At 60.0% G+C, this 25,483-nt stretch carries 21 protein-coding genes and 1 tRNA gene; 12 read left to right on the top strand and 10 right to left on the bottom strand.

All coding sequences use genetic code 11. The annotated features are described in order from the left end of the window. Window positions 1-1,155 carry an acyltransferase family protein gene (locus CEPID_RS12980; RefSeq protein WP_083984456.1) on the top strand — a complete coding sequence of 385 codons (1,155 nt, stop codon included), beginning with the start codon at window positions 1-3 and terminating at the stop codon, window positions 1,153-1,155. Here the strand turns inward: CEPID_RS12980 and CEPID_RS11120 are convergent. Genes CEPID_RS11120 through CEPID_RS11110 form a run of 3 tightly spaced genes read right to left on the bottom strand, consistent with a single transcriptional unit; the run spans window position 1,067 to window position 5,003 of the window. Continuing rightward, window positions 1,067-4,204 carry an alpha-(1->3)-arabinofuranosyltransferase domain-containing protein gene (locus CEPID_RS11120; RefSeq protein WP_047241016.1) on the bottom strand — a complete coding sequence of 1,046 codons (3,138 nt, stop codon included), beginning with the start codon at window positions 4,202-4,204 and terminating at the stop codon, window positions 1,067-1,069. The genes CEPID_RS12980 and CEPID_RS11120 overlap by 89 nt on opposite strands. Further along, a complete protein-coding gene (locus tag CEPID_RS11115; RefSeq protein WP_047241015.1) occupies window positions 4,204-4,401 on the bottom strand; it encodes a DUF2613 family protein in 198 nt (65 codons plus the stop codon). The genes CEPID_RS11120 and CEPID_RS11115 overlap by 1 nt, the downstream gene beginning before the upstream one ends. Before the next feature lie 56 nt (window positions 4,402-4,457). Beyond that, window positions 4,458-5,003, bottom strand: a complete 546-nt coding sequence (locus tag CEPID_RS11110) for a universal stress protein (protein ID WP_236684242.1) — start codon at window positions 5,001-5,003, stop codon at window positions 4,458-4,460. An 87-nt stretch (window positions 5,004-5,090) separates the two neighbouring features. Here CEPID_RS11110 and CEPID_RS11105 point away from each other — a divergent pair, with 87 nt between their 5' ends. Together CEPID_RS11105 and CEPID_RS11100 are read left to right on the top strand one after the other, a co-directional pair. After that, on the top strand, window positions 5,091-6,320 hold the full coding sequence (locus CEPID_RS11105; protein ID WP_083984455.1) for a glycoside hydrolase family 3 N-terminal domain-containing protein: 1,230 nt from the start codon (window positions 5,091-5,093) through the stop codon (window positions 6,318-6,320). A gap of 88 nt (window positions 6,321-6,408) precedes the next feature. Continuing rightward, window positions 6,409-8,082: a VanW family protein gene (locus CEPID_RS11100; protein WP_047241014.1), complete on the top strand. Its 1,674-nt coding sequence runs from the start codon at window positions 6,409-6,411 to the stop codon at window positions 8,080-8,082. Here the strand turns inward: CEPID_RS11100 and CEPID_RS11095 are convergent. Further along, complete coding sequence (locus tag CEPID_RS11095; RefSeq protein ID WP_047241013.1) at window positions 8,079-9,212, bottom strand: HNH endonuclease signature motif containing protein; 1,134 nt, start codon at window positions 9,210-9,212, stop codon at window positions 8,079-8,081. The genes CEPID_RS11100 and CEPID_RS11095 overlap by 4 nt on opposite strands. A gap of 277 nt (window positions 9,213-9,489) precedes the next feature. On the opposite strand from CEPID_RS11095, the gene CEPID_RS11090 reads away from it, so the two are divergent. The 3 genes from CEPID_RS11090 (at window position 9,490) to CEPID_RS11080 (ending at window position 12,558) form a co-directional block, all read left to right on the top strand. Beyond that, window positions 9,490-10,677, top strand: a complete 1,188-nt coding sequence (locus tag CEPID_RS11090; RefSeq protein WP_047241012.1) for an acetyl-CoA C-acetyltransferase — start codon at window positions 9,490-9,492, stop codon at window positions 10,675-10,677. Window positions 10,678-10,740: 63 nt separating this feature from the next. Then, window positions 10,741-11,775 (top strand): enoyl-CoA hydratase/isomerase family protein, encoded by a 1,035-nt coding sequence (locus CEPID_RS11085; RefSeq protein WP_047241011.1) that lies wholly within the window; start codon window positions 10,741-10,743, stop codon window positions 11,773-11,775. Window positions 11,776-11,784: 9 nt separating this feature from the next. After that, complete coding sequence (locus CEPID_RS11080; RefSeq protein WP_047241010.1) at window positions 11,785-12,558, top strand: enoyl-CoA hydratase; 774 nt, start codon at window positions 11,785-11,787, stop codon at window positions 12,556-12,558. A gap of 56 nt (window positions 12,559-12,614) precedes the next feature. Here the strand turns inward: CEPID_RS11080 and CEPID_RS11075 are convergent, their stop codons facing one another. The 3 genes from CEPID_RS11075 to CEPID_RS11065 form a co-directional block, all read right to left on the bottom strand. Continuing rightward, the gene (locus CEPID_RS11075; protein ID WP_236684241.1) at window positions 12,615-13,103 is read right to left on the bottom strand and encodes a MarR family winged helix-turn-helix transcriptional regulator; all 489 of its coding nucleotides are present in this window, start codon (window positions 13,101-13,103) and stop codon (window positions 12,615-12,617) included. Between the two features lie 39 nt (window positions 13,104-13,142). Further along, entirely contained in the window at window positions 13,143-14,876 is a 1,734-nt protein-coding gene (locus tag CEPID_RS11070) for an AMP-binding protein (protein ID WP_047241009.1), read from the bottom strand. Between the two features lie 113 nt (window positions 14,877-14,989). Beyond that, a complete protein-coding gene (locus CEPID_RS11065; RefSeq protein WP_047241008.1) occupies window positions 14,990-15,568 on the bottom strand; it encodes a TetR/AcrR family transcriptional regulator in 579 nt (192 codons plus the stop codon). Window positions 15,569-15,778: 210 nt separating this feature from the next. Between CEPID_RS11065 and CEPID_RS11060 the strand changes: the two genes are divergently transcribed. Next, on the top strand, window positions 15,779-16,972 hold the full coding sequence (locus tag CEPID_RS11060) for an acyl-CoA dehydrogenase family protein (RefSeq protein ID WP_047241007.1): 1,194 nt from the start codon (window positions 15,779-15,781) through the stop codon (window positions 16,970-16,972). A gap of 20 nt (window positions 16,973-16,992) precedes the next feature. Further along, on the top strand, window positions 16,993-17,739 hold the full coding sequence (locus CEPID_RS11055) for an SDR family NAD(P)-dependent oxidoreductase (RefSeq protein WP_047241006.1): 747 nt from the start codon (window positions 16,993-16,995) through the stop codon (window positions 17,737-17,739). A 33-nt stretch (window positions 17,740-17,772) separates the two neighbouring features. Here CEPID_RS11055 and CEPID_RS11050 read toward each other — a convergent pair whose 3' ends face one another. Beyond that, entirely contained in the window at window positions 17,773-18,915 is a 1,143-nt protein-coding gene (locus CEPID_RS11050; RefSeq protein WP_047241005.1) for an arginase family protein, read from the bottom strand. A 10-nt stretch (window positions 18,916-18,925) separates the two neighbouring features. Next, window positions 18,926-21,406 carry a GNAT family N-acetyltransferase gene (locus CEPID_RS11045; RefSeq protein ID WP_047241004.1) on the bottom strand — a complete coding sequence of 827 codons (2,481 nt, stop codon included), beginning with the start codon at window positions 21,404-21,406 and terminating at the stop codon, window positions 18,926-18,928. Between the two features lie 314 nt (window positions 21,407-21,720). Here CEPID_RS11045 and CEPID_RS11040 point away from each other — a divergent pair, with 314 nt between their 5' ends. Together CEPID_RS11040 and CEPID_RS11035 are read left to right on the top strand one after the other, a co-directional pair. After that, a complete protein-coding gene (locus tag CEPID_RS11040; RefSeq protein WP_047241003.1) occupies window positions 21,721-22,500 on the top strand; it encodes a tRNA threonylcarbamoyladenosine dehydratase in 780 nt (259 codons plus the stop codon). Then, window positions 22,500-23,240, top strand: coding sequence for a TatD family hydrolase (locus CEPID_RS11035; RefSeq protein ID WP_052843548.1), 741 nt, complete (start codon window positions 22,500-22,502; stop codon window positions 23,238-23,240). Before CEPID_RS11040 ends, CEPID_RS11035 begins: the two co-directional genes overlap by 1 nt. A 75-nt stretch (window positions 23,241-23,315) precedes the next feature. Here the strand turns inward: CEPID_RS11035 and CEPID_RS11030 are convergent. Beyond that, a tRNA-Gly gene (locus CEPID_RS11030) sits at window positions 23,316-23,386 on the bottom strand. Between the two features lie 142 nt (window positions 23,387-23,528). Here CEPID_RS11030 and dcd point away from each other — a divergent pair. Together dcd and CEPID_RS11020 are read left to right on the top strand one after the other, a co-directional pair. Beyond that, complete coding sequence (gene dcd, locus CEPID_RS11025; protein WP_047241539.1) at window positions 23,529-24,092, top strand: dCTP deaminase; 564 nt, start codon at window positions 23,529-23,531, stop codon at window positions 24,090-24,092. A gap of 49 nt (window positions 24,093-24,141) precedes the next feature. Next, window positions 24,142-25,458, top strand: coding sequence for a UDP-glucose dehydrogenase family protein (locus CEPID_RS11020; protein ID WP_201775224.1), 1,317 nt, complete (start codon window positions 24,142-24,144; stop codon window positions 25,456-25,458). Window positions 25,459-25,483 lie beyond the last annotated feature (25 nt).

Raw genomic sequence — 25,483 nt, 5'->3', positions numbered from 1 at the left:
ATGACGAACCAGCTTGAATGTAGAGGCCAACTCACCGTGGATTTACCTCCAGCTTACGCAACCAACCGTGGGTTCTTGGCACCACTGGAGGGGTTGCGGGCTGTGGCAGCACTAGGCATCGTATTGACGCACACTGCTTTCCAGACCGGGATGCCCGCCAACAGCATCTTTGCGAGGTTCGATTTCTTCGTTCCAGTGTTTTTTGCGCTGTCGGCATTTTTGCTCTGGCGCCGCCACCGTTTCGAATTCGATGGCCATGGAGAGGCGTTGCGGCGTTATGCAACCAGCCGAGTTGTCCGAATCCTGCCCGCCTACCTGGTGCTCGTGATAGGTGTGTTTTTGTTGCTGCCGGAAGCTTTCGGTGCGACGGCGACCCAGGTAGTTGCCAATCTTACGCTGTCTCAAATTTACGTTCCCAACGCGTTAGCGCCTGGGCTTACTCACTTGTGGTCGTTATGTGTCGAGGTGGCCTTTTACGTGTGCTTACCGCTTGTAGCCTGGGCCTGCATGCGGACTGGTGGTGCGGAACAAAAGCCCGCGCGTCGCTTGGGATTCATCGCCACGCTGGCTGTGGCTTCCCTGGCCTGGCCATTCTTGCCTTTTGTGGTCGCGAGTCCTGCACCAGGGGTGCCGAACTTGCAGATTTTCCCGGTCTCCTACGCATGTTGGTTTGCGGTGGGGCTGGTGGCAGCCGAGTTCGAAGGGAAGATTAGGTGGTCGGTGCCCGCTTGGCTTCGCCTGGTGAGCTGGCTGTTGGCCCTGGTGGTGGCGTGGATAGCTGCGCAGGCGTGGTTCGGCCCGCTGGGGTTGATCCATCCGAGTCCCTGGGAATTCGTGCGTCGGGTGCTGGCTGGAACCTTGTTTGCTGCGCTGGTGCTGGTGCCCTACGCGTGGGACACGCAGCAGTCACGGGCCCTTTCCTCTCCCGTCATGCAAGCCCTGGGGCGTTGGTCCTATGGGATTTTCCTGTGGCACTTACCCGTATTGACGTGGATGTTCCCGCTGCTTGGCCGCTCACCGTTTAGCGGTGGGTTCTGGTTGATCTCTCTGTTGACGGTGCTAGCCACTATTCCGATTGCGGCTGCGTCTTATGAATTCGTGGAACGTCCGGCAGCACAATGGCTGAAAGCGAAACGACGCCAGCGAGCGCACTAAACCACTGGTCACCCGCATAATTCTCGCTCGGCCAGGGGGCGTGCGCCAACCACATGCCAGCCAGGGCCATGCCCGCGGCGGCGAGGACACCACGGTCGAAGATAGTCCAGCGCCGGATGGCGGCGGTCGCTACCATCGCTAGCAGTCCCGGGAAGCCTGCCACGAGGAATACGGTGGCCGCGCCCCAGCACCACGTTGGTACGCGCTCCGGTGGCAGCGCCGGAGTGGCGTCTCGGGGGCGTCGCTGGAGCACTAAACAAGCCAGTACTACCAGTACAGCCACCCCTGCCCCGGCGAACAGCGACCACCGATAGGCGCTGTCACCTGCGAAGCTGAGTTCGATTCGGCCGGACACCCCGGCGGGGATCAGAAAACCCTGGGCGGCAGCATCCACGTCGATGGGTGCTACGGGCACTCCGCCGACACTGGCCCGCAGTCCGGGGTTCGTGGCGCGGTGCGAGTTGAGTAGTTGCGGTTTCTCGGATCGGGGCACTTCGTCGGCGATCGTCGTGGGCGGTGGCGGGAGCTGCAGGTCTGGTTTGTGTAGGGAAATCCAGCGGGATGTCGTCGTGATGCGATGAGTGCCGGCGGAAAGCTCCTGGGTGTCGCCACATTGCACTGGGTGCCCGTCGAGCACAATATCGGTGGCTACGGGGCCTGGCGTGGCGGCGTCTTCGTGGCAGGTTGCCGCGTCGACCAGCACCGAAGCATCCTCAGCTACGCCGAATTCGCGCTGAATGAGCCTGGTATCCGGCGTGAGGCGCTGCATGACCCACGCACTGGCCCCACTCCTCGCAGGTAGGGAAATTATCCGTTCGATGGGGTGATCGGTGAGGTGGACTTCGGCCAGACCTGCGGGGGTGGCACTGGCCCCAAGGGTTAGTCGCACTGAATCGACACGGTCCGCGGGCAGCTGTACCGTCACCGGCCGGTGCGGGTACGCCGTGCGGTTGAGCTCGGCGCCGCCCCCAGAAATGGTCACCACCACCGGTGCACCTGTCGTAGTGAAGGTCACCTCCGGACGGTCTATCAGCTGGTCCGGGCGTAGCTCCAACCATTCGCCTTGCTGTTTGCCTGGTGCGGGATACCACGCCGTCTCCGGGTGCTTATCGACGGCCGCCGTCGCCGAACGTGATGGATCGGGGCCGAGAAATGCGGTGGCAGCGCTCGCTGCCGAAGAAACGACCACGTGGCCACCGCGCTCGGTGACGGGAATCGGTTCGACGTGCGAAGGATAGTTCGGGACTGCGTTGCGCACATCCGCACCCTCACTTGCTTTCGCCAGCGGAGCAGACTCCGCCCGGGTCACCAAACCATAATTTCGGGTAGTGAGCAGGGGAGTGTCGGTGACGATGTCGGCAGCGCCGGAGGCCGTAAGTTCGTAACTATGTGGGCCGAAGAGCGCGTCGATAAGGGCCAGCGATTCGCCCGAACCAGCCACCCGCACCGGCGGAGTGCTGCTGAGCGACATCCCACGGTTGCGGTCAAGTTCAATGATGGAAACTTCGCCAAAGGTGTGTGTGCTAAACCCTTGGTTGCTGAAGGCTTGTTCGAGTGCAGTGGTGTCGATGTGGGGAGAAAGGTCGTGCCGGATGACCACAATGCCCACCCCGAGCCGCTCCATCGCCTCCGGGGTCGGGTGGGCCACGATGCCATCGAGACTACGAATTGCCTCGGGTGGGACCAGCGGAACAGCGTCACGGACCACCCACGGCACTTCCAGGAGTGGCTGGAGTGGCTCGTCGCGAGTCCAGCCCCAGGTTTGGCGCGCAAAAGATGTAGCAGGCAGCACCATGGTTCGGGTGCTGCGCGCGTTGGAGTTGAGCCAGGACGCGGCCTCCACCCAATAGTCAGGAACTTGGGTAAAGCCTCCCCGGGGGCCAAGTCGACCGCTCCACGCAGGTGCGATGCTGGCACACGCCACCAATACAATGCAGGCAAACGCAGCTGCGCGGCGCGGAGACTGTGGGGCGCGAATGTGCGTGAGCAAGTGCGTAAAACCCAAAAGTAGTGGCACGCGCACGAGGGTGTCGAACTTATGCAGGTTGCGTAAGGGGGCCAGGGGGCCGTCGAGAAGCTCGAGCACGAAGTGGCCTGCAGGGCCGTGTGCTGCTCCGAGGATGCCCACGCCGAGCAGGAACATCAGCACCCAGGCGCGTCGGAGGGGCAGGTCGGCGCGGGTGAGCCCGACTAGACCGAGGATCGCAATCGCTGAGGTGGCGAGGACAAAATAGGGGTTTGTGGCTAGTAGCGTTCCGGCGATGCGTTCGGAGTCGGCGAACGGGGCCCAGGAGGTGGCGCCTCGCAGGATTTCGGGCAGGCTGAGCCAGCGCGTGGTGACGTAAGAGCTTTCGATGAAGTCGGTAAACGGTGGAGAGTAGGCCCCGAGTACCAGAAGGGGACCTAGCCACCAGGCGGAGACTGCAGCGCACCCGAGCACCCAGATGATGCCACTGCGCCAGGCACGCCAGACGAGGAAGATAACCAGCGCGGGAAGGCAGGCCGCGGCCGTCGCTACCGCATTGACCGCCCCCATCATCGCCACCGCCAGCAGGGAGGCGGCTACTGCTGCTGTGCCAGGTTTGTTCTTGCTGACTAGAGGTGCGAGCACCCACGGCGTCAGCATCATCGGCCAGGTTTCAGAGCTGATCGCGCCGAGAGTGGACAGGGTGTGCGGGGAGAGCGCATAAAGGATCGCGCCGAGGGCAGCTGCTGGGAGGGAAGCGGAGAGGCGTCGGGTAAGGATGAAGAAGCCGGAAAACCCGATGCCGAGCACCAGGGTCCACCAGGCGCGCTGGGCGAGCCAGTCCGGAAACGGTGACGCTAGTAGGAAGAATAACCCTTGCGGGAAAAGGTAGCCGTAGGCCTGGTTCTGCAGTTGTCCCAGCGGGAAAAGATCGGTCCAGGCGTGTAAGGAGTGGCGCAAAAACCCGGCCGGGTTTGCCGTTAGATCATGTTTGGTGTCAGCGAAAACGAGGCCCGGGGCTTGCAGAAAACACAGGGCAGCTAGGAACAGCCAGCCCACAAGGTGTGCATGGCGATCCCGCATTATTGACGAGTGCCGTACTCCGCGCCACCCAGCAAGGCGGCGTCCTGATCAGCGGCATGACCTGCAGGGAGAGTGTCCTGGTTGGAGATCGCCGCAACTCCAACGACAGCTGCTACCCCAACAGCGATTCCCACCACAGCACTCGCCAGCGCGGGGCCGATCGTGCGGCGCGTCAGGGAGTCGCTTTCAAATGCCATGGAGATCCTTTGATGAAGTCAGTGCAGGCGGTGGGAATATTTTACTTCCCCATAGGCTAGTCGGTGTCTTCGTCGTCGTCGAGTGGCGGCACGATGAAAATGGGCATTCCGACGTTGTGAAGCAGGTTTTCTGCGGTCGAGGACTTGAAGAAGGACTTGATTCCGCGGTATCCCTTCGTGCCCGTGACGACGACATCGGGTTTGAGTTCCTGGGCGGCGTCGACAAGCGCGCTCCAAATCGCGGTGGAGCACTCGACGAGCAACGCGTGGGCATGGAACCCGAGGGATTCCGCGAGTGCAACTCCCTCTTGGCTGATTTCGAGGGCGCGGGTGTAGGCCGGGTCGCCCTCCGCGGTATCTACTGCTGCTGAGAAGTCGTGCTGCATCATGCCTGCTCCGCCGGCTGCGCGGGCCGCTTGTCGATGCAGCGGTTCCCAGGCGGTCAGGATCTGTACCTGCGCTGGGCGGAGCAGGGCGGCTGCGTAGGCGAAGGCACGCCGGGACTCGGCGGAGCCGTCGAAGGCGATGAGCATCGTTTGTTCGTTAGGGTCTGGCGTTGGTGCGGGCATGGGATTGGTTTCCTCCGCAAGGTTGGTGTGCATGTCAGTGGCACCCAGCCTAATGGTGTTCTGGCACACTGGTTGGGGTTGATTGTTCGGTGAAGCGTCGTGGGCGGTGAAGGGGTGTGCATGCGCAAGCAGGTAGTTACTGTCCTGATTGCGCTGTTACCGTGGGCGACCGGGGTGGTTGGGTGTGGGCAGCCCCTGCCGGTTAATGAGGATCCCACGACGATCGCTGAGCAATTGGCGCGAAACCAGGCAGACATCGAAGAAGAGCTCGCGCAGCGTGCCTATGCTGAGGCGCGGGCTGCTTCGGCCCAGTTTTTTGGGGTGAGCGAGCAACAACTGACCGCCGGGGAGGCACTTGTGCCCACCGATCTGCGACAACGGGCCGCGAGCGTGCTGATGGTTGGGGTGCGTAACTACGACGACGCGCTGTTTGCTCTTTCGCAGGGCGCGGGTGGAATCTTTATTGGTTCCTGGACAGACCCTGGGCTCTTGACTACTCCAGGTCGCGACATCGCAGCGCTGCGCGCTTCGGTTGGGCGCCCATTTTCGGTGTCGATTGATGCTGAAGGAGGCCGCGTTCAGCGTCAGCCTGCGTTGTTCGGAGCGGTGCCTGCGCCTCGGGAAATGGCGTCTTCGCATACCTCAGAGCAGGCCGAGGCTATGGCGTTTGAGCTGGGGACGCGCCTGCGTGGTGCTGGAGTGACGGTGGATTTCGCTCCCGTGTTGGACCTTGATGGGGGCCGTGGTGCTGGCGCGATCGGGGACCGCAGCTTTTCCGCGGATCCGGCGGTGGCCGCCGAGTATGGCGCGGCCTTTGCTCGGGGCTTGTCGCGAGCGGGGGTTCGGCCGGTGTACAAGCATTTCCCTGGTCACGGCCGGGCCCGCGGCGACTCCCATTTCCAGTCGGTGACTGGTCCGAATCTTACCGATGTCAAGGCGGTAGATCTGGCGCCCTACGGGCCTGCCTTAGCGACGTCCGATGGTGCCGTCATGGTTGGCCACGTGCAGGTGCCGGGGCTTGGCGATGCCTCCCCTTCCTCTATCAACCCGGCGGCTTACCAGCTGCTCCGCAGCGGTGACTATCCAGGTGGAACGCCGTATCGAGGCGTAATTTATACCGATGATCTCTCGGGAATGAAAGCGATTTCTGCGCGTATGTCCACTCCGGAGGCGGTGGTCGCCTCGCTGACTGCCGGGGCGGATGTCGCGTTGTGGATTTCTACGGCGGAGTTGGGTGCGGCGATTAACGCGGTGGAGCGGGCTGTTGTTGCGGGTAGCTATTCCGGGCAGCAACTGCATAATTCAGCTTTGCGGGCAAAATTGCAGCTTGTGGTGCATGAGCAACAGTAGGTCAGTTTTCCGCCTAGGGTTTTGGGCGTTGAGTGATTACGCTGTTGAGACGTAAAACATTGTTGTTCTATCCACTATCGGAGTTTTCATGTCCGCTTCGCGCCCAGTTTCTGCCCTCAAGATCACCGTTGGCGTTGTCTTGAGCATTCTCGCGTTGGCAGTGGCTGCGTATGTCGCTGACTTTCTGCTTACTCGCGATCATGTGCCCCGGGGGACCACGGTCGCGGGGGTGCAGATCGGTGGCATGCAGCGTGACGTGGCGTTGTCGACGCTGCGAACCGAGCTTGCGCCCCGGGCTGAGCAGCCGGTGGTGGTGGAAGCTGGCGAGCGTTCGGCTACGTTCAAGCCCCAGGATGCTGGGTTGAAGGTGGATTGGGAGAAAACAATTGATGCTGCGGGCACACCTTCCCTCAATCCGATTACGAAGGTGACTAGTTTCTTTGTGTCTCGGGATGTTTCGGTGGAGTCGGACGTCGATCAGCAGGCGCTGCGCAAGGAGTTGGATCGGGTGCATGCGGAGCTGACTCCGGCTCCGGCGGATGCGCGGATCGATTTCGCTGATGGGGTGTTTGTGCCGGTCGCGCCGGTGAATGGGCAGAAGGTTGATCGTGGCGAGGTCCAGGGCCGGGTGCTTGATCACTGGTTGGATCCGGTGGTGCGGGTGGACGCGAAGGTGACGCAGCCTGCGGTGTTGCAGTCGGCGTTGGATCGGGCGATGTCGGGTCCGGTACGGGTGGCTCAGTCCGCGCCGATCGTCGCGGTGGGCCGGAAGGACGTTGTCGGCGAGGTGCCACTGAACCGAATGGGCGAGGTGGTTTCGTTTAAGCCGGAGGGTGGCGAGTTGAAGCCGGAGGTAAATACGGAGGCGGCTCAGGCGATTTTGGCGGAGGGTTTGGCGAAGTCTGAGGTCAAGCGCCGCAACGCCGATATCTCTTTCGCGGGTGGCAAGAAGGTGACTCCATCGGTGGATGGGGTGTCGGTGGAGTGGGAGCCGACGATGGCGGATTTCGCCGCCCGCGTGGTCGGGACGGCCCCTAAGCGTTTCGACGCCGTATACCGCGACGAACCGGCGACTTTCACGACTGAACAGGCGGAAAAGGCGACGTTTGATGACGTTATCGGTGAGTTTTCCACCGGTGGCTTCTCGGGCCCGTCCGGGGTGAACATCGCTAAGACTGCCCAGCTTGTCGACGGCGCCTTGGTCGCGCCGGGCGAGACGTTTTCGCTGAATCGGCACACCGGTCCGCGGGGTACTGCGCAGGGCTTTGTGGAGTCTGGCATCATTTTGAACGGGCATGCGGATAAGGCCGTGGGTGGTGGTATTTCGCAGTTTGCGACCACTTTGTACAACGCTGCGTATTTTGCGGGGATGGAGGATGTGGCGCATACGGCGCACTCTTACTACATTTCGCGGTATCCGGCGGGTCGGGAGGCGACGGTGTTTGAGGGTGTGATTGATCTACAGTTTAAGAACACTTCTGCGCATCCGGTGCTGATTACTGCTGGGGTTTCGGGTAATGAGGTGCACGTGGCGTTGAAGGGTGTGAAGACGGTTCAGGTTGAGTCGATTTCTGGTGGCCGGTGGGCGCCGACGTCGCCTTCGCCGATTACTTTGTCGGGTGCAGATTGTGCGCCGTCTGGTGGCGCGCCGGGGTTCACGACTTCTGACACGCGTGTGATTAGGTCTTTGTCGGGGCAGGAGATCTCTCGGGAGACCACCACGACGGTGTATGACCCGCAGCCTATTGTGCGGTGTAGTTAGTCAGGGTCGCGTTTTCTTCCTCCGGCTCGTTTTGCGCCGGGGGAGTTGTTGCGTTTTGGGGTGCCGTTTTTGTTGATCCACCAAGGAATTCCATCGTCAATGTCCATGTGCTGGCCGACGTGGCTGTCGTCGTTTCTTCGGTGATGTTTTCGGCAGAGAAATCCGAGATTATTGATACTTGTGGGGCCTCCGCGACTCCAGGGGACTATGTGGTGGGCGTCGCAGCGGCTGGCAGGTTCTGCACATCCGGGGTGCTGGCAAACGAAGTCGCGGGCTAGCAATGCGATGCGGATGAGGAAGTTGGCGGTTCGCTCGGCGGTGACCAGGTTCTTGACGGCCCCATTTTGCTCATGGACCACAATGTAGTCGCTGATCCGATCCCCGCTTAAGTTGGCAAGGTCAAAGAGGTTGAGATCGATGCCGACGTTTGTGCCAAACTTCGTACGCCAGTCGAATGTGTCGCTGTCGTGGACGGAGACCACGAGGCTCGCATGGCCCGTCGTGACAATTCGGTCGCTCGAGGCCCATTGCAAGACCTGGTCGAAGGCATCGAGGTTGCGTTGTTCGACGTTTCGTGGCTGTTGTTCCTTGCCTTCCTCGGAATGGAAGGCGCGATCCAGAAGGGCTTTGAGCAGTGCTGCCGTCTTCGCTGGTGCGTAGCCGTGAAAAGAACAGCCCCCGTGCTCGTCTTGGGATCGAAGGCGGAACCGGCGTTGATGGTAGGCCTCGAACGGGTCCTTCGCTAAGTGCTCATTTTCTTCCCGCACGAGCTTCTTCACGAATTCGTGCGTGTGTTTGACCGAAGTTTCGCGAGCCGCCTCCGCGCCTTGCTGGTAGATCTCATCCCGACGATCCGAGTTGCTACTTAGCCGCTCTAGCGCAGACAGAATTACGTCCTGGTGTTCGACGGAAACGTCGGACGGCCATTCATGGGCAGCGCGCCTGAGGATGCGACGGGATGTTCCCGCAGATGCGCCAAGTTCTTCCAGTTCGTAGCGTTCGCGACCTTTGGACATGTTGGTTTCGAGCCGTGCGACGAGCTCCTTGATTTCTAGTAGAGTGGCGAAATCTTGGAACGACGGGCCGTCGATAAGCGCCTGCTCAAGTGCTGTTTTGGCGTGGGAAATCATCTCTATCACCTCCTGACGTGTTACCCCCAACTCTATCAGGTTCAAATTAGAACGCAAGGGCGAATGGCGAAGTTGTGATCAAAGAAAAATCTGAGACATACGAACACTAGTGTGTACAGATAAGTGGTCGAATCAAATATTCAAAAACGGTGGCGCAGCTCACAAAGTATCTGTACGATAGCGCGATATAGCGTACTGCCGGGAACGGGCAACACCGCACAACCCAGCACAACACCGCACAACTCAAACCCAGCACAAACTAGAAGAAAGCGAAACCATGACAGAACCAGTGCAAGACCAAAACGACGTCGTCATCGTTGGTGCCGCCCGCACCCCATTTGGCAAGCTGCTTGGTGGCCTGTCTTCGCTGCCTGCAACGGCACTCGGAGCACACGCAATAAAGGCGGCACTAAATGACATTTCGTCGGAGGAAGTGGACGCGGTCATCCTCGGACAGGTTTTGCAGGCCGGGGCTGGGCAGAACCCAGCGAAGCAGGCGGCGCTGGCGGCAGGCATCCCGGCGAGCGCCCATACGGTGACCGTGAATAAGGTGTGCCTGTCCGGCCTAACCGCGGTTATCGACGCTGCCCGCCTGCTGCGATCCGGTGAAGCGCGAGTGGTGATCGCTGGGGGCATGGAGTCGATGTCGCAGGCGCCTCACCTGCTGAAGAACACCCGCGCGGGTGTGAAGTTTGGCGACTTTAACGCCGTCGACCACATGGCGTATGACGGTTTGGTGTCCGCCGAATTTGGTATCTCCATGGGTGAAATGACGGAAAATTACAGCGAGAAGTGGCCGGTGACTCGCGAGGAACAAGACCAGATTGCGGCCCGCTCCCACCAGGGCGCAGTAGCAGCGCGCGCAGAGCTAGCCCGGGAGATCGCGCCGGTGACAGTGAAGGGCCGCAAGGGCGACACGATCGTTGAGCTGGACGAAGGTGTCCGTGAGAACGTCACCGCGGAGTCGTTGAGTGGTCTGCGCCCGGCGTTCAAGAAGGATGGAACAATCACCGCTGCCAATGCTTCGCCAATTTCCGACGGCGCGGCTGCGCTGGTGCTCACGACCCGAGCGCACGCCGAGGAAAACAACTGGCCAATCATGGCCGTCGTCCGCGCTGCAGGGCAGACCGCAGGTCCAGATGCTTCCCTGCAGGAGCAACCAGCAAACGCGCTGAAGGCGGCCCTTAATCGTCAAGGATGGACAGTCCAAGACCTGGATCTCATCGAGATCAACGAGGCTTTCGCGACCGTCGGTATCTGCTCCACACGCGCGTTGGGCGCAGACCCGGACAAGGTGAACCCACACGGTGGGGCGATCGCGCTCGGTCATCCGATCGGCGCCTCCGGGGCTCGCTTGGCAACCCACATCGCCCACCAGATCGCAGCAGGTCACGTGCGGAAAGCTGGCGCGAGCTTGTGTGGTGGTGGCGGACAGGGCGAGGCACTGCTTTTCGAAGCCCCCTAGCCCGCGACACTAAACCAGACCAACCCAAACCCCAACACTTTTAACATCGAAAGGAATCATGCAGTGACCGATCAGCTCCTCAGTGAAGTCCGTGGTAACGCGGGCATCATCACGCTCAATCGCGAAAAGGCCATCAACGCCCTCACCCATGAAATGGTGTTGGAAATGACCAAAGTGCTCGACGGGTGGCACGACGATCCAGCCGTGAAGCTCGTCATCGTGCGCGGCGCTGGGGAGCGGGGCTTGTGTGCTGGTGGCGACGTCGCCGCGCTTTACGACGACGCCCTGGCCGACGGCACCGCCGGCGCAGAATTCTGGGCCGATGAATACGGGCTCAACCTGATGATTTCCGATTACCCGAAGCCTTACGTCGCCATCATGAATGGACTCGTCCTCGGCGGGGGCGTCGGCATTTCTGCTCATGGTTCCCACCGTATCGTCACCGATAGCACGAAACTTGGGATGCCTGAAGTTGGCATTGGGTTCGCACCAGATGTTGGTGGCTCCTGGCTGCTTGCGCATGCTCCCGACAATCTTGGTTTCCACTACGGCTTGACCGGCGCACATGAGGGCGGCGCTCAGGCGATTGAAGCGGGGCTGGCCGACTACTTTGTGCCCGATGAGCTGATTGAAACTCTCGTCGCCGATCTCTGCGCCTCGGGCGTGGTGGGGGACATTGAGAAGCATGCGGTCCAGCCAGCCCGCGGTTTTGGGCCTGATCGAGTGGAGATGGCCCGGGTCTATGATGCTGAAAGTGTTGAGGAAATCCTGGCCAACCTGGATGCCAGCCAAGCGGAATGGGCGTCTGATGCGGCGAAGCGGATTCGACGTAACTGCCCGTTGGCGCTGAAGGTGACATTTGCGTCGATAAGCGGTGCCCGCGAGAAGACGCTGGCAGAAGCTCTCCAGCAGGAATTCCGAATCTCCTGCAACATGCAGCGAGGCACCGAGTTCGTGGAAGGGGTGCGGGCGCAGCTAATTGATAAGGATCGCAACCCGCAATGGAATCCGAGTAGCCTGGGGGAAGTCGAGCCTGAGGAAATGGCCCGCATGCTCGGTCCGGTCGACGACCCCCGAGTGGAAGATATTGAACTCTAGGAGCACCGCATGACATATGAGAACATCCTGGTAGAACGACGTGGCCGCGTCGGACTGATCACCCTGAACCGTCCGAAAGCCCTCAATGCCCTCAACGACCAAACGATGCGCGAAGTCGCCGCCGCCGCCCAAGAATTAGACACAGACACCGGCATCGGCTGCATCGTCCTCACCGGCTCGGAAAAGGCCTTCGCTGCGGGCGCCGACATCAAGGAAATGGCACCGAAGGGCGCCACCGAAATGTACAACCTCGACTGGTTCGCTGGTTGGGACGCATTCACCGCTGTGCGCACCCCGATCATCGCAGCCGTGAACGGCTACGCCCTCGGGGGTGGCTGTGAAGTGGCCATGATGTGCGACTTCATCATCGCTGGTGAGAAGGCCAAATTCGGCCAGCCCGAGGTGAACCTCGGCGTCACTCCAGGTATGGGGGGCTCCCAGCGTCTGACCCGCGCTGTCGGCAAGGCAAAGGCCATGGAAATGTGCCTCACCGGCCGAATGATGGGGGCTGAGGAAGCAGAGGCCGCGGGTTTGGTGGCGCGCGTCGTCGCACCGGAAGCTCTTATCGACGAAGCCATCGCGACGGCAGAGACCATCGCATCGAAGTCCCTCGTCGCAACCACGCTGATCAAGGAGCAAATCAACGCGGCCTACGAGATGACCCTCGCGCAGGGACTCATGTACGAACGCCGCACCTTCCACGGCATCTTCGCCTCTAACGATCAAAAGGAAGGCATGGCTGCTTTCGTAGAAAAGCGCGACCCTAACTTCACCAACAGCTAACACGCACAAAAGAACCGGCCGACACCCACAATGTCGGCCGGTTTTGCTATGTCAACTTAAACGTCGCCAATCGCGCGTCGAAAAGCAGTACAGAGGGCGAGCATGTCCGCCTGCTCCGCATCGCTCACACCGAGGGAAACGAAGAACTCATTCAGCGCCGGTGTAGCGGAGGAGACTAGCGCGATGCCTTGGTCAGTAATGCCAACCAAAATGCCACGCCCATCCTCAGGATCGCGCATGCGCCGCACCAGCCCCTGCTTCTCGAGCTGAGTGACCGTATGCGTAACCGAGGCCGGCGGAATGTGGAGTCGCGACGACGCCTTCTTCATTGGCAGCGCCCCAGACCGAGAAAACATCAACAGAGTTAATAGCTCGTAGCGGGAGAAAGAAATTCCATAAGGGCGAAGTACGTCCTCGGCGCGAGAGCGCAGCAATCCGGCCAACCGCAAGATAGAGGTGACCGTGCCCATGCTTAGGGCCGAGTCGTCCCAGCCGTGCTTTTCCCAATTGCGCATCGTGTCGGCAATAACATCACGGCTGGTCACGGCGATCCCTTCGAAGTAGAACGAGTCAACTGGACTATATTAGCCCTTCAACTCTGGGAAGTCGGTATCCGCAAACTCGCAGGAGACCGAAGTTGCGCCGCCATCGGCTGCGTGGATTTCCGTCTCGCGTTTACGCAGGTCCACGCGGCGGATCTTTCCGGACACCGTCTTCGGCAACTCGTAAAACTCCACGCGACGGATACGCTTGTACGGGGCCAGGGCCTCCCGGCAGTGCTTCAAAATGGACTCAGCAGTCTCAGCCGAAGGTTCAAAACCAGCAGCCAGCGCCACATAAGCCTTCGGAACCGCGAGGCGGATCGGGTCTGGCGACGGCACCACGGCAACCTCAGCGACCGCTGGGTGTTCAATCACCGCCGATTCCAATTCGAAAGGAGACAAGCGGTAGTCCGAGGCCTTGAAGACGTCGTCGCCACGGCCAACGTAGGTGATGTAGCCATCCTCGTCCATCTCGGCGATGTCCCCGGTGTGGTAGTAGCCGTCGCGGAAAGTCTCGGCATTCTTATCTGGGTCCCCGAAATAGCCCGGGGTCAGGCCCACCGGCCTCGGATCGATCCGCAGACAGATCTCGCCGTGATTGCCAATCTCATCGGTGACCGGGTCTTTCAGCACCACATCCATACCAGGGAGCGGCCGACCCATCGAGCCTGGCTTCACCTTCTGGCCAGGTGTGTTAGCGATCTGCAGCGTCGTCTCAGTTTGACCGAACCCATCACGGACGGTAGTGCCCCAGGCGCGCTCGACCGTGGCGATCATCTCCGGGTTGAGTGGCTCCCCGGCGGCCACGAGCTTGACCGGCGGCGTCTTCATCCGAGACAGGTCAGCTTGCGCCAACATGCGCCACACTGTCGGTGGCGCGCAGAAGGAAGTCACGCCCTCGCGCTCCATGGTGTCCATCAGGGCGGCTGCGTCGAAGCGAGTGTAGTTGTAAATGAAGATCTTGGCACCGGCAATCCACGGAGCGAAGAAGTTGGACCAAGCGTGTTTGGCCCAGCCGGGCGCTGCCACATTCAGGTGCACATCGTGCGGGGTGAGTCCGATCCAGTAAATCGTCGACAGGTGGCCCACCGGGTATGAGGTGTGCGTGTGTTCGACGAGTTTCGCCTTAGACGTAGTTCCGGAGGTGAAGTACAGCAACAGCGTCTCGTCGGCGCGGGTCGGCTGAGTCGGGGTGAATACCACATCCGCCGAGAAAGAATCTGCATACCGAAGCGTGGGATGTGCTGTCTGGGCGTCGGGCGAATCCCCCACCTGGATCACCGTGAAGTCGCCGTCAACCTCCTGGAACTTGGCGGCGTCTTCGCCGTTGGCAATGACCCACTTGACTCCCGCCCGGTCGGTTCGATCCTGCAGATCAGCGGTACCAAGCATCGCTGTGGCCGGATTAAGCACGAAACCAGCCTTGATACAGGCCAGCATGGATTCCCACAATTCAACCTGATTGTTGAGCATCAACATGATCCGGTCCCCGCGCTGCACGCCCTGGGAAACAAGCCAATTGGCGAGCTGGTTGGATCGCTCAGACATCTGCGAGAACGTGCGACGGGTTTCCGAACCGTCGGTTTCGATGATGACCAGGGCTTCCCGGTCGGCGTTTTCAGGTTCACGAGCGAGCTCGTCGAACCAATCGAGGGCGAAGTTGAATTCCTCGAAGCGGGGCCATTCGAATTCGGCTCGGGCTGCTTCGTAGTTTTCCTGGTGCTTGATCAGGACGTTGCGGGCTGTGCGGAACTTTTCGGTGATCGTGTTGGACATGATTTCCTCCAAAGGGAGTGAGCCTACTCGGCTCACTAACGGGGTGTGATCTGCGTCGCACTCAACTTTAGTTAAATCTGGAAAGGAATTTCTAGCAATTGTCCAAAAATGCGTCAAGCAACTTCCGAATACAGCCCGTAAATCACTAATTGGCCCAGCTCGCGGTATGCATCAACCGCATTGACCTCGGGGGTAGCTGCAGAGGTTTGAATGTGTTGCATCGCGGCGGAAATGAGATGTGCGAGAAAGCTGGAGTTGACCGTCCGAAACTCCCCTTCGGCAACTCCGCGCTCGATGAGGTTGGTAATCTTCTCGGTCGCGGCCTGGGTGTTCGTGGCGTAGATCTCTCGCGCCACCTCCACCGTAGATAGATCCCGCAAGAAGGCTAAAGATGCTGGTTCTAGGGCTGCTGACATCGCGGTGAAGTACCGCTCCAGGGCCACTTTGGGGCTCGTATTGTGTGTCAATTGTGCGTCGGTACGCCTGGTGACCTCTTTGAAGAAGCTCACCAAAATCCGTCGGATGATTTCGTCCCGCGTCGCGCCGAGAGAATACATGGTGGATTTGGAGCAGTGTAGTTCCCTGGCGGCGGAGTCGATGGTGAAGGTGGCGAAGCCGTTCTTGAGGAATTGGGTGAGGAGGGCGTCGAAAAGCTGCCGCTGGCGCGGGGTGAGTGGGGTGGTGGGGGTCATAAAATCCTCAAATCGGGTGGCGTGGATCACAATATAGTGTACGCTGGAGTTGAATCTCGTACAGGTGGAGCTGTCAAGTTGTTCGCGAAGAAGTGCGTGCGCTTGGCAACACCTCGCCACCAAAAACCACGTTTATAACTTCACAGCCATTACTTCACCGATACCTACAGCCAGGAAACCCGGTTGTTGTCCCCGATGAAAGGTGTACAGATGCCTCCAATTCTAGACCTCCCACACTTGAACAATGTCGCCTTCCCCCATGCCGATATCCTCCAAGTGGCCGATCAGCTGCCTGAAGCGGAGTCCCGACGGCTCACCGAAATCCACGAATTCCTGCAAACGGAAATCAAACCAGCGGTGGGCGAGTACTGGGATCGGGAAGAATTCCCCTTCGACCTACTGCCGAAAATGGCAGCTCAGGGACTAGGTGAGCTTGAGTTTGTCAGCGATAGTCGCCTATTTAAAGGCCTCGTGTATGCCGAAGTCACCCGAGCGGATGTGTCCCTGTCCGCCCTGGTAGGCATTCATAATGAGCTCATTGTGGACTTCATCAACGAGATGGGTTCGCAGGCTCAGAAAGACCATTGGCTTCCTGGGCTTCGACAATTTGAGAAGATCGGTTGTTTCGCGTTGACCGAACCCGATCACGGCTCTGACATCGCCGGTGGCCTGGCTACCACCGCGAAGCTGACCGACAAGGGCTGGATCATCAACGGCGAGAAGCGTTGGATCGGCGGAGGCACCTTCTGCGACTTTGCCCTGGTGTTCGCCCGCGATGTCGCCGATAACGAAATTAAGGGATTCATCGTTGAGATGGACCGCCCTGGGGCTTCCGCGAGCAAAATCTCCCGCAAGATGGGGCTGCGAATCATGCAGAACGCGGACATGCGCTTTGACAACGTTCTGATTCCGGAAGAAAACCTCTTGCCCGGAGCGGCCTCATTCAAGGCCACCAACATCCTCCTGCGCAACTCGCGGGCGTGGGTCGGTTGGCAGGGCGCCGGCATCCAGCTGGGCATTTTCGACGCCGCCCGCAAGTACGTGCTCGAGCGTGAGCAATTCGGCAAGCCAATCGCTAAGTTTCAGCTAGTGCAGGAACCTCTCGTGCGGATCCTTGGCAACGCCACGGCGTCGCTCGGCATGATGACCCAGGTGGCCAGAATTCAGCAGGTCGGCCAGATGGATATGGTCCATGCCGCTCTCGCCAAGGCCACTACTACCAGGCTTGCCCGAGAGTCGGCTGCGCTCGGCCGTCAAGTAGCCGGTGGCAATGGCATTCTGACTGACCATGACCTCTCGAAGTTCATGGCCGACGCCGAAATCATCTTCACCTATGAAGGCACCTACGACATCAACTCCCTCATCGTCGGACGCGCCGTCACCGGCGTCTCGGCATTCGTCTAAGAAACGCGAAAGGATAACCCATGGATCTCACCGGAAAAGTTGCCATCGTCACCGGGGCGGCCTCTGGGCTCGGTGCTGCCACCGCTGCCCGCCTTATCGACGCCGGGGCGGTAGTCGCCGGTTTTGACCTCCAAGAAGGACCTGCAGTTGATGGCCTGACCTATTTCCAGGTCGATGTCACTGATGCTGAGGCTGTCCGCGCAGCGGTGCAGAAGGCTACTGAGCTGGGTGAAGTGCGCCTGCTGGTAGCCTGTGCAGGGATTTGCCCTTCGCAGCGCATCATGGGCCGCAAGGGGCCTCACGATGCTGGACTGTTTGCCAAGACCATCGGCGTGAACCTGATCGGTACTTTCCACGTCCTGACCTCGTTTGCAGAGGTGGTCTCACAACTCGAACCGGTCGACGACGAGGGGCAACGCGGTGTGGTCGTGATGACGGCTTCCGTAGCTGCCTTCGAAGGCCAGGTTGGCCAGGCCGCCTACGCGGCGTCGAAGGGCGGAATCTATGCCCTGACGATTACGGCTGCCCGGGATCTCGCATCTCAGGGCATTCGGGTGTGCTCTATTGCGCCAGGGGTGGTGAATACGCCGATGATGGCGGCGATTTCTGAGGAGTTCCGGACCGAGTTGGAATCGCGCGTGCAGTTCCCAGCACGCATGGCTCAGCCAGCGGAATATGCACAGTTGGTGCAGCACATCGCTGAGAACAACTACCTCAACGGTGAAACCATCCGCCTCGACGGCGGCCTCAGGATGCCACCGCGCTAATCGCCCGCGCCAGCTAAAGACAGCCCCACCACCCTAGGTATACGGTGGCAGGCCCCAATAGGGGAATACGGCCCGCGAAGTGGCAATCATGGGGGCTTCGCGTCGGGCCTCCACGCGGGCTTCAGGGTGGAAATCACGAAGGCCCTCCGCGGCGCCGGGATCACCAAAAGTCCTGCTAGCCTTCCCACGGACCAATGCGCGCCAATGGGTGGGCATGGCCCAGGTGGGGGCGAACTCGACGTCGGCAACCGCACCTAGCAGCGCTGTCCAGACGCGGGCGGCGGTATCGCGTTCGTAGCCGCCACCACCTAGCGCGACCCACCGCCCCTGTGCGTACCGCTCAGCCCAACTGCGAACGGAGCGATATGCCAAGGCCAGCGCGTCGAGCGAGAGATCAAGATCCGCCAAAGGATCAGTGCGGTGTGGGTCGGCACCGTGTTGAGTTATGAGGATTTCCGGCCGAAAGCGCTCCAGGATCGGCGGGATAATCCCATGGATTGTCCGGAGCCACGCCAAATCAGCGGTACCGCGATCCAGCGCGATATTGACCGCGGTGCCAGCTGCGGACGGTCCGCCAATATCATGGGCGAAGCCGGTCCCCGGAAAGAGATACAGTCCGGATTCATGGGCGGAGACCGTGAGCACTCGGGGGTCGTCCCAGAATAGTTGTTCTACTCCGTCGCCATGATGGGCATCCAAATCGAGGTATGCCACGCGCTGTGCTCCGTTTTCCAAAAGCCAGGCGATAGCGACAGCGGCATCATTGAGCATGCAGAAGCCGTGCATCGCGTCCGCCTGGGCATGGTGGAGACCACCGGCAACATTCACTGCACGCTGCCGGTCGCCGTTCCATACCGCGCGGGTGGCGTGCACCGTGGCGGCCACGATCTGCAGGGCAACTGGCGGAATCGCGAGGTTGAGGGGGTTATCTTCGGTGCCGATCCCGTGCTCGGGGTGCGCCTGGCCGTCGAAAAGCGCTGCTAGATAGGCAGGAGTGTGGACTTTTTCCAACGTTCCGGGGGTAAGGGCGGCGGGTTGTTCGATGTCGAAAAGATTGAGGAGGCCGAAGTGCTCAGCCAGGCACATTGTGAGCCGGACTCGGTCAGGGCCCATCGGGTGGGTGTCGCCCAAGCAGTAGCCGAAGAGGTCCTCATGGTGGACAAGCAGGGGTTTCATCGCAATTTCCTTAGCGCAGTCGGCGAGCCAGCGGGTCGCGTTCGGTATCGATGTCTGCGATCCGCATGCGGGCACCGACCACTGCAGTGTCCATCGCACCCACGATCACTGGGGTGAGTTCGATTTCCACCAAGGCGGGTACGTCATCTTTCAGCGCATTGACCTGCATAATCACATATTCCGCTGGTTCCAGCAGCGCCGGCGGCGTGCCGCGATGTCCGCGCAATAGTTCGCTGGCAGCCAGGGAGGTAAGCATTCGGTGCGCGTCGCGACGCCGCAGCGGTGGCACTCCATAAGACTTATCCTTCAGCAGCTCCGAGATCGGCCCCGCGATCCCGACGGAGGAGATCGGACCCAACACCGGGTCTTCAATTGCGCGAATCGTCAGCGTGGTTCCCGGAGGAACTGTCGGTTGGACCACGGGGGAGAAGGCATCCAATCCTAGGTCTGCGCTCATGCGTTCCAAGGTGTTCCAGGCAGTGGCGAGTTCGGCGGAGTCGCCGATGTGGCGCACCACAGCGGATAATTCGGGGCGACCCCGAAGCGCCGGATGGACGTTCTTCAGCACCACATCCCAGCCGTACTCTTCTGCCGCCACGATCGCTTCTGCCAGGGTAGACACTGGCTGCCAGGGGATGAGATTAATGCCGTATAGTCGCAGTACATGCGCGGTTTCAACGTCGCTAAGTTCGCGGCCAGCAGGGCTGCTGCTGAGTAGGCTAGCTACAAATTCTCGGGCAGCACTGCGTCGGCCACTACCAACCTCATCTTCCGGCTGTGGGCGGGCAGCAGCACGGGCTTCCTCGTTGGAAACGATGAGGGACAAAGCCTCTAGTGCATCTGCGTAGTTGCCAAAAACCGGCAATTGTCCAAGATGTTCGGTATCGGCGTCATCCTCTGGTAGGTCACCGAAGCCGACGAAGGTCCCGATCAATGGCTTGTGCACGGTTGTGGTGGCAAGTTCGCTCAGTCCCCGATGAGCAGCAGCCACCTGGCCTGCGGTGGAAATTTCTACCAGTCCACTGAGTACCGCATCAATCGAGTCATCCGCGAGCGCGGCGGTGGTTACTTCCAGTAGGCCGGAAACTGGGTCTCCAGTCACGGTGATCGCTCGCGGATTGAGGCCAAAACGTTGGGCGCTTTGTGCCATTTGCTCGCTGAGCCCCGCAGAATTGGAGATCACCGCAACGCGCCTGCCGGCTGGTACCGGCTGGCGCGCCAACAGTTGCGCGAGGTCAAACATGGTGTCGCGCCGGGTGACCACCATCGCCCCGGAACTTCGAATCACCGCGTCGAGCGCGCTGGGGTCCGCGTTGTTCAGCGTCGAAATGCCGGGGTCGTCGAGGTATCGCGCAGATTTTAAAGCTCGAGAAGGAATGAACACCACCACTTGTTTTTCCAGGGCTAATCGTCGCAGCACCCGGAAGAATTTTCGAGGGTTACCTACTGTGTCCAGGGACAACAGACAAATGTTGGTGTCTGGGTCGTCGGCCCAGAACTGGATGACATCGTTGCCAGTGACATCTGCGAACGCTCCGGCGGAGATGAAAGTAGAGATACCAACGCCCCGTTCAATGGCGTGAGACAGCGCAAGCGTAGAAATTCCCGCGGACTGGGTGAACAGTCCGACATTGCCTGTGCGTGGCATCGGGGCGGGGGTAGTGTTGAGTCCGCCACGGGTGTTAATAATGCCCAGCGAGGCCGGGCCCAGCGCACGAAGTCCGTGCTCGCGGGCCTGAGCGACGAAGTCGCGCAGATCTTGCGCAGTGAGGGCGGGGTTGTGGCCGTCGGCAAGCGAAATGATGCCGCGGGCGCCCTGCTGGGCGGCTTGATCCAGCACCTCATCGAAGGTATCCGGGTTGTAGGTCGCGATGACGAGGTCGGTGTCTTGGGCGGGGTTCAGCAGGCGCCTAATCGACGTCGCCTCGGCGCGCAGCTCGCGTCGTTCCATGACTTCGCGGGAAATATCGGTGGGGTCGATGGGGAAATCAACAGTGATGTAGCCGTCTTCCAGTTCCGGTTTCACGCTGTATCCTGCGCGAATGAAAGTCTGGACCATGGAGCGATTCTGGGTCAGCATTTCAGCGAAGAACCGCTTGACGTCGTTTTCCCGGCCAATCTGGGCGAGGTGCTCGAGCAAGATGTTGGCGATTCCGCGACCGTGATGGTCGTCCTGGACGAGGAATGAGACGTCGGCGGTGCGTTGCTCGTGGCCAGAAACGAGTGCGTAGCGAGCGGTGGCGACGATGTCCTCCCGTTCGATGAGCACGAGGGTGACCTGATCACGCTGATCCACCTCGACCCATTCGGTGAGGTCTTGGGCCGTCAACTCGGGGTGGGTGGTGAAGAACCGTAGGTACTTCGACTTGTCGGAGACTCGGGAGTAGAACTCGATGAGGGCATCTCGATCTGTGGGCTGCACGGGTCGGAGCGTGGCGATCCCACCATCGTTCAAGATGACATCAGCTTCCCAGCGCAGCTCAGGCTTCATGTGACCGAGCTTACAAGCTTGGCGCGCAACTTTTGGCAGAATTATGTCAATTGGATAGCGCAGCTACCGATTGGTGTTCTCACCGGGCTTGCTAGCGCACTTTCGCGAGGTGATCGGAAAACTCGGACGGATCTCGGAGGCGAAAGTTGCCTAACATCAGATTTGAAATCAGCTCGCTCAGCTGTGCTGCTCTACTGGCGGTTTGGCTCAATACCTCGGGATTCAGGAATAACATCTTGTTCAGAACTGTGAGGGGCAACCCTAGGGGCCGGGCGATATAATGACGTGTCCTAATGAGCCACGTCAGGAGAGTTATGACCCAGCCCCATCAGCGCCACGCCCGCCTTCGCCTGCTGCTTGGCGACGACGGTTTGCAGAACCTAGGCAATGCCACGGTGATGGTCATTGGCCTCGGCGGAGTGGGGTCCGCCTGCGCGGAAGCTTTGGCTCGAGGGGGAGTGGGAACGCTGATTGTGCTGGATCGAGACGTGGTCGAGGAAAGCAACATCAACCGTCAGGCCATCGCCTTTACTTCCACGTTAGGTATGAAGAAGGCGGACGTGATGAGCGCAATGATCCACGAAATCAACCCAGATTGCACCATTCACGCACAGCAAGTATTCCTCACGCCGGACAATGTCGCGGAGAGGTTAGAGAAGTTTCCTCGCCCGGATTATGTGCTTGACTGCATCGACACCATCTCCCAAAAACTCGCAATTGCACACTGGTGTGCCTCACAGGGGCTGCCTTTGTTGTCGTCGATGGGGGCGGGCAACCGTCTGGATCCGGCTCATTTGCAGTTCGCGAACCTCCGCAAGACCCAGATTTGCCCGCTGGCTAAGGTAATGCGGATTGAAACCCGGAAGCGTCGAATCAAGGGCATCGAGGTGCTGTATTCCACGGAGGTTCCGCGCAAGCTGGGGGCCGGGCGCGAAAAGTCAGCTAGCTTGGGGTCGATGAGCTACATGCCGCCGATCATGGGGCAGATGATTGCGGGGAAGGTGATCCGTCGATTAGCGGGCTTGGAGCCCATGCCTCGCCCACCTCGGCTGTTTCGTACCCGCGAAGAGGCGCTTGCACTGGAACAAAGCTGATGCTGCTCGATACGCACTTCCACCTGGACTTCCTCCCGGCCGACCAACGCGCCTCTGTCCTCTCACTGCCTGGCATTTCCGTGGTACCGCAGACGGTGCTGCCGTCGACTTTTGGTGAGGTCGCCACTTATGATCGCGCGAGTTTGGGCTTCCATCCGTGGTGGGTGGGTGAGGACCACGAAGTAGAGCTAGCTCGCTTTGCGACGCACCTGCCCAGCACCACCTTCATCGGCGAAATCGGGCTGGATTTCGCACCTCGTCACCAGGGCACCGCCGAACTTCAGGTAGCGGTACTCACCCACATCCTGGAACTGTTGCGTGCCGACGGTCGTGATTTCGTCATGTCTATTCACGCGGTCCGGGCAGCGAGCACGGTCCTGGATCTCCTGGAACAGGCCGAAATGCCAGGGACCCCAGTGTTTCATTGGTTTTCCGGCAGCAGCGACGAACTCACCCGGCTGATCGATCTGGGTGGCTACATTTCCATTAATCCCAGGATGTTAGAGACAAAGCGGGGGCGGGCATACGCACGTCAAGTTCCAGCTGCGCGTTTGCTGTTGGAGACCGACTTGCCAGCGCAAACTAGCACTGCGGACGGAGACGTAGGGCAACAGGTCGCTGATGCGGTGACACGCGCGCTCGCGGAAACTCTGGGCACGCTGGTGGAACTGCGCGATGATGAGGTCAGGGACCAGATTGAAATGAATCAACGGCGACTCTACGGAGACCCTGCCAGCTGAAACAAAAAAAGAATGCCTTCCAGAATGCTCAAAATACGAAAACTTGAGCCATCTGAAAGGCAAACGTAAATCTTGAGCCGATGACGGGAATCGAACCCGCGTATTCAGCTTGGGAAGCTGACATTCTACCATTGAATTACATCGGCGCTGGTCAAGCGACCTGCAACGAAGTTTATCATGCCGGTTGCTTGTGATGAAAACTGGGTCGGCAACAGTCAGGTGGCCCGATCGGCTGGTAAGCGGGTGGGAACTACGCAGGGGGAAGTTGTGGGAACTACACTAAAAGGCATGCTGCTTTCAGATCGGGACATCCGCGCCGCCATCGATGAGGGTCACCTGGGCATTGAACCGTTCGACCCGGAAATGATTCAGCCGTCGTCGATCGACGTCCGCATGGATCGTTTCTTCCGAGTTTTCAACAACTCGAAATACACCCACATCGATCCGAAGCTGCAGCAGGATGAGCTGACCAACGAAATTGAGGTGCAAGAGGACGAACCATTCGTGCTGCACCCGGGCGAGTTTGTGTTGGCTGCGACCTTCGAGAAATTTACTCTCCCCGCTGACCTCGCCGGGCGTCTAGAAGGAAAGTCGAGCCTGGGGCGCTTGGGTCTGCTCACGCACTCCACCGCTGGTTTTATCGACCCGGGCTTTTCCGGCCACATCACGCTGGAGCTGTCAAATGTGGCAAACCTCCCTATCACGCTCTGGCCGGGGATGAAGGTGGGGCAGCTCGCACTGTTCAAGATGAGCTCGCCTGCTGAGACTCCTTATGGCACCGGCAAGCTTGGCAGCAAGTACCAGGGACAACGTGGCCCCACCCCAAGCAAGGCGTATCTGAACTTTAGGTAACAAACTCAGCGCTGTAGTTTATCCGCGACTACATTGGGCTGTTATGCGTATGACAGTCATTGGAACCGGATACCTGGGTGCAACCCATGCCGCCTGCATGGCGGAACTTGGCCACGACGTCCTCGGCGTGGATGTCGACGACAAGAAGATCGAATCGTTGAAGAACAGCACAGTGCCGTTCTACGAACCAGGTCTGCCTGAGGTACTGCAGCGCAATATTGAGGCAGGTCGCCTCGATTTCACAACCAACTATGACGAGGCCGCAGCCTTCGCGAATGTCCACTTTTTGGGCGTCGGTACGCCGCAACAGCGCGGTTCATATGCGGCGGACTTGAAGTATGTCCACGCGGTTATCGAGGACCTCGTGCCGAAGCTCAAGGGCAAGCACGTGATTTTCGGAAAGTCGACCGTCCCAGTCGGCACGGCTGCCGAATTGCAAAAGAAAGCTAATCAACTCGCTCCTGAAGGCACCGAGGTGGAGATCGCGTGGAACCCGGAGTTCCTGCGAGAAGGCTACGCGGTGCAGGACACGATCACTCCAGATCGCATTGTGTTGGGTACTCGTGCCGAGGATTCTCAGGCCGAGGAACTCGCGCGGGAAATCTATGCCACGCCGTTATCTACCGGCACCCCTTTTATCGTCACCGACCTGCAGACCGCCGAGCTGGTCAAGGTCTCCGCCAATGCTTTCCTGGCCACGAAGATTTCCTTCATTAACGCAGTGTCTGAAGTGTGCGAGTTGGTGGGGGCGGACGTCGTCAAGCTTGCCGACGCCATTGGGCACGACGATCGCATTGGTCGCAAATTCCTCGGTGCCGGACTTGGTTTCGGCGGTGGCTGCCTCCCGAAAGACATTCGTGCATTCATGGCTCGCGCCGGCGAATTGGGTGCTGATCAGGCGCTAACCTTCTTGCGTGAGGTTGATGCGATTAACATGCGTCGTCGCGATCGCATGGTCCTGCTGGCTCGCGAGGCTTGCGGCGGCAATCTGCTCGGCCACAATGTCACTGTGCTGGGCGCAGCATTCAAGCCGAACTCGGACGACGTGCGCGACTCTCCCGCTCTTTCGGTGGCAGGCTCTCTCTCGCTGGCCGGAGCGCAGGTGACGGTATACGACCCGCAAGGCATGGAAAACGCACGTCGTGTCTTCCCGACGCTCAACTATGCAACCTCCACTGACGATGCCCTCCGCGGTGCCGACGTAGTGGTGTTGGCTACCGAATGGCAAGAGTTCAAGGAGCTCGATCCAGTGCATGCTGCTACGCTCGTGCGCTCGAAGAAGATCCTCGACGGGCGCAATGTCCTGCCGGTAGAAAAATGGCAGGAAGCGGGTTGGGAGATTCAGGCGCTGGGGCGGAGTTTGTAGTTTCGTGCGCTGAGGGCCGCTCTGA

Source organism: Corynebacterium epidermidicanis (assembly GCF_001021025.1).
Classification (GTDB): domain Bacteria; phylum Actinomycetota; class Actinomycetes; order Mycobacteriales; family Mycobacteriaceae; genus Corynebacterium; species Corynebacterium epidermidicanis.
This window is presented reverse-complemented; position numbering and strand designations above follow the sequence as displayed.